The organism is Limosilactobacillus sp., assembly GCF_051873035.1.
Lineage (GTDB): Bacteria > Bacillota > Bacilli > Lactobacillales > Lactobacillaceae > Limosilactobacillus.
In genome coordinates, this window is the sequence record NZ_JBJEEL010000003.1 from 1 (window position 1) to 4,102 (window position 4,102).

Here is a 4,102-nt window from a genome sequence, read left to right on the forward strand (position 1 = left end):
CACGTGCATAAATATCTGTAATAAGTGACATTTGATGAATCTCTCCTCTGTCTTATATTTGGATACATTCCACAAGTAATATTGTATTATTTTGCACAACTAAAAACAAGCATTTCACCGCTAATGATTAACGATTTGTAAAAAGGTTTGCGGGTCTAGACTGGAAACCCCAACCAACGCACCATCAATATCCGGCTGGGCCATCAGTGCCCCGACATTTTTGGTCGTAACACTACCCCCGTACAGGATCCGGATGTTATCAGCCACCTTGGAACCATACATATCTGAAATGGTCTGGCGAATCAGGTAACATCCTTCTTCGGCCTGGTCCGGATCGGCACTCTGACCGGTACCGATCGCCCAGTTCGGTTCATAGGCAATCGTGACCTTTTCAACCTCATCTTCACTCAGGTCCTTAACATCAGCCAGGATCCGGTTGACGACCCAGTGGATCTTCTGGTCATAAGCAATCCGCCGGCCCATCGTATCGTCACAACAGACGATAGGACAGAGGTTATTCTCCAGGGCAGCCTTAACCTTTTTATTGATCAGCTCGTCGGTCTCATGAAAATAGTTGCGCCGTTCGGAGTGACCAAGAATGACGTGGTGAATTCCGGCAGCATAAAGCGCCTTGGGACTCGTCTCACCGGTAAAGGCCCCGCTGTCCTTATAGTAACAATTTTCAGCCATAACCTTCAGTGGCGAACCAGCCGCCGCAGACACCATTGGCACTAGTGCCAGAGTTGGTGCTGCCAATGCCGTCTCCTGCTGACTCGCTGGCGGCAGTTGGTCCTTAACTTGTTTGACGAAAGCCACCGCCTCGTCAACCGTCTTGTTCATCTTCCAGTTGCCCGCAATCATTGGCACCCGCATTGCTTCATCGCTCCTTTGAAAAAAGCGGAACCGCCACTTAGTACGGTTCCGCTTGTAAAGATTAGATTACTTTTCAGAAATTGCAGCAATTCCTGGTAATACCTTACCTTCAAGGTAGGTCAGGGAAGCCCCACCACCAGTGGAGATGTGGGTAAGCTTGCCAGCAACACCCAATTGCTTAACAGCGGCAGTAGAGTCACCACCACCAACAATCGTGGTTGCGTCAGCTAAGGTACCAAGGAACTTACCAACTTCAAGGGTCCCCTTAGCGAAGTTAGGCTTTTCGAAGACACCCATTGGGCCGTTCCAAACAACCGTCTTAGCGTCCTTCAGAACGTTTTCGAATTCCTTGATTGACTTTGGACCGATGTCAAGGGCCATCCAGCCATCGTCAATGTCACCTTCAACAACCTTGGTGTTAGCGTCGTTGTCGAACTTGTCAGCAACTACGTTATCGATTGGCAGAACGATCTTATCGCCGGCCTTGTCAAGGATTTGCTTGGCAACGTCAATCTTGTCCTTTTCAACTAAGGAGTCACCAGTCTTGATGCCCTTGGCAGCGTAGAAGGTGTAAGCCATCCCACCACCGATGATGATCTTGTCGGCCTTGTCAAGCAGGTGATCGATAACACCGATCTTGTCAGAAACCTTGGCACCACCTAAGATGGCAACAAATGGACGTTCTGGGTTGTCAACAGCGTCACCCAAGAACTTGATTTCCTTTTGCATCAGGTAACCGGCAGCAGCCTTGCCTGGCATGTTAGTAGCGATACCAACGTTGGAAGCGTGCTTACGGTGAGCAGTACCGAAAGCATCGTTAACGAAGACGTCACCAAGTGAAGCCCAGTACTTACCTAATTCAGGGTCGTTACCAGATTCACGCTTGACGTATTCGCCATCCTTAACATCTTCGTAACGGGTGTTTTGAACAAGCAGAACATCACCGTTGTTCATGTTGTTGATAGCATCTTCAAGCTGCTTACCTTCCGTTACGGGAACAAAGGTAACTGGCTTGTTCAGCAGGTTGGAAAGCCGTTCAGCAACTGGACGAAGGGACAGGCCTGGCTTGTCTTCTTCCTTCTTGATCCGGCCAAGGTGGGAGAACAGGATTGCCCGGCCACCGTGATCGATAACGTACTTGATGGTTGGCAGTGCGGCAACGATCCGGTTGTCATCGCCAACAACACCATCCTTAATTGGGACATTGAAGTCAACCCGCATTAAGACCTTCTTGCCTTCTAATGGCAGGTCTTCAACAGTTAATTTAGCCATAACTATGTGTTTCCTCCTTCTCTGTTAAGAAAAAGGTGGTTGGAGTCTCCTCCTCCCACCTTTTACAAAAGCTTATTTAAGCAATCAGATTAAAGTTCTGCAAAGTGAAGCAGAGTCCGAATCATGTTGCAAGTGAAGCCGTTTTCGTTGTCGTACCAAGCAACGGTCTTAACTAATTGAGTACCGTCTTCGCCTTCCATGATTTCGGTTTGTGATGGGTCAAATACTGAACCAAAAGTAGAACCGATGATATCACTTGAAACGATTGGGTCTTCAGTGTAACCGTAAGCTGGGTTGTTTTCAGAAGCCTTCTTCATAGCTTCGTTAACTTCATCAATTGAAACCTTCTTGTTAAGGATAGTAACAAGTTCAGTCAATGAACCAGTAGGTACAGCAACACGTTGTGCGTGACCAGAAAGCTTACCGTTCAGTTCTGGGATAACCAGACCGATAGCCTTAGCAGCACCACTTGAGTGAGGAATAGTGTTAACAGCTGCGGCACGGTTGTTACGGAACTTCTTACCACGTGGTTGGTCAAGGACAGCTTGGCTACCAGTGTAGGCGTGAACAGTAGTCATAGTACCAACCTTGATACCGAAGTTCTTGTTGAGCCAGTATGCCATTGGGGCAAGGCAGCTAGTCGTGCATGAACCAGCTGAAACGATCTTGTCGTCAGCCTTCAGAGTGTCCAAGTTAACACCTGGAACAACAGTAGGAATGTTACCAGCAGGTGCAGAAATCAGAACACGCTTTGCGCCGGCGTCCAAGTGAGCTTGGGACTTTTCTGCAGAAGTGTAGAAACCAGTACATTCAAGGACAAAGTCAACACCGTCGTTCTTTACCCAGGGAATGTTACGTGCGTCACGTTCTGCGTATACAGGGTATTCCTTACCATCAACAACGATACCCTTGTCAGTTGATGAAACTTCGCCATCAAAACGACCTTGAGTTGAATCGTACTTAAGTAAGTAAGCCAACATTTCTGGTGAAGTCAAGTCGTTGATAGCAACAACTTCAATGTCATCAGTGTTGAGTTCGTGAATACGACGGAATGCCAAACGACCAATACGGCCGAAACCATTAATACCAATCTTTACAGTCATACTGCAATTTCCTCCTTTAGGAAAACATAATTAGCGTACATGCTTAGTTTATCACATTCCGATTTTAGGACAAGCAAATTATACTCATTCTAAAATGTAAAACTAATGCAGTAAGGTCTAAGCAATATACAAACCTTACGCTACTTATAATACCCATCTTATTGGTAATTGTCTATTCAATCGCCCTAGAAATTCTCTTTTTTCTTGTGAAAACGTTATCTTGATTAAAAGTTTCAAATAATAGTTGCAATCCAGTCGAGAATAGGATATTATAATAAACGTTGATTGATACAACACAGCAACATGCGCCCTTAGTGTAATGGATCGCACGTGAGATTCCGGTTCTCGAGATCCGGGTTCGACTCCCGGGGGGCGCATCGCAAAGGCAACCGTTTCGACGGTTGCCTTTTTTCGTTTCGTCAAAATAATATAGATACAAAAAACAGTCCAGCAATCACTGGACTGTTTTTTGTATCATTACTTTTCGTCGGCTGGCTTTTCCTTAGCCCACTTACGAATAGCTTCGATCTTCTTTTCTTTTAATGCTCGCTTGTACTTAGGAGCAACTGGGCGACGGCCTTGTACGCCGTATGGGTGTGCTTTACGCATGTGAATATGCCTCCTTTTATATCAAACGTAAATTAATTAACGTTCCAATTATACCGGGCCACGTTTTAAAAAGCAACCCTTGACGGTATTTCACCCATTTATTTCTGTCCGACCAGTAAAATCAGCAAAATATTTTTAGTATTTGGCAGATTGTAAAATTTAAGTTGAACATTTAAGTGGACAGAAAAAACCATCAAGGTCTTTAATGGTGTTACCACACAATCCATTAGAAAGAAGGACCTTGA

At 45.6% G+C, this 4,102-nt stretch carries 4 protein-coding genes and 1 tRNA gene; 1 reads left to right on the forward strand and 4 read right to left on the reverse strand.

Going from position 1 to position 4,102, the window contains the following annotated elements; translation table 11 throughout:
• Window positions 1-120 precede the first annotated feature (120 nt).
• From tpiA to gap, 3 genes are all read right to left on the reverse strand, one after another.
• Complete coding sequence (gene tpiA, locus ACI31H_RS00140; protein ID WP_320609742.1) at window positions 121-873, reverse strand: triose-phosphate isomerase; 753 nt, start codon at window positions 871-873, stop codon at window positions 121-123.
• 66 nt (window positions 874-939) lie between these two features.
• Entirely contained in the window at window positions 940-2,145 is a 1,206-nt protein-coding gene (locus ACI31H_RS00145) for a phosphoglycerate kinase (RefSeq protein ID WP_320609743.1), read from the reverse strand.
• Between the two features lie 89 nt (window positions 2,146-2,234).
• The gene (gap, locus tag ACI31H_RS00150; RefSeq protein ID WP_283593464.1) at window positions 2,235-3,248 is read right to left on the reverse strand and encodes a type I glyceraldehyde-3-phosphate dehydrogenase; all 1,014 of its coding nucleotides are present in this window, start codon (window positions 3,246-3,248) and stop codon (window positions 2,235-2,237) included.
• 305 nt (window positions 3,249-3,553) lie between these two features.
• On the opposite strand from gap, the gene ACI31H_RS00155 reads away from it, so the two are divergent.
• Window positions 3,554-3,625, forward strand: a tRNA-Arg gene (locus tag ACI31H_RS00155).
• 100 nt (window positions 3,626-3,725) lie between these two features.
• On the opposite strand, the gene ACI31H_RS00160 is transcribed toward ACI31H_RS00155, so the two are convergent.
• A complete protein-coding gene (locus tag ACI31H_RS00160; RefSeq protein WP_263851300.1) occupies window positions 3,726-3,857 on the reverse strand; it encodes a hypothetical protein in 132 nt (43 codons plus the stop codon).
• Window positions 3,858-4,102: the final 245 nt, after the last annotated feature.

What these genes read in the sequence shown, in the direction of transcription:
- tpiA (WP_320609742.1), bottom strand. Translation starts at nt 873, where the DNA reads ATGCGGGTGCCAATGATTGCGGGCAACTGGAAGATGAACAAGACGGTT.
- ACI31H_RS00145 (WP_320609743.1), bottom strand. Translation starts at nt 2,145, where the DNA reads ATGGCTAAATTAACTGTTGAAGACCTGCCATTAGAAGGCAAGAAGGTC.
- gap (WP_283593464.1), bottom strand. Translation starts at nt 3,248, where the DNA reads ATGACTGTAAAGATTGGTATTAATGGTTTCGGCCGTATTGGTCGTTTG.
- ACI31H_RS00160 (WP_263851300.1), bottom strand. Translation starts at nt 3,857, where the DNA reads ATGCGTAAAGCACACCCATACGGCGTACAAGGCCGTCGCCCAGTTGCT.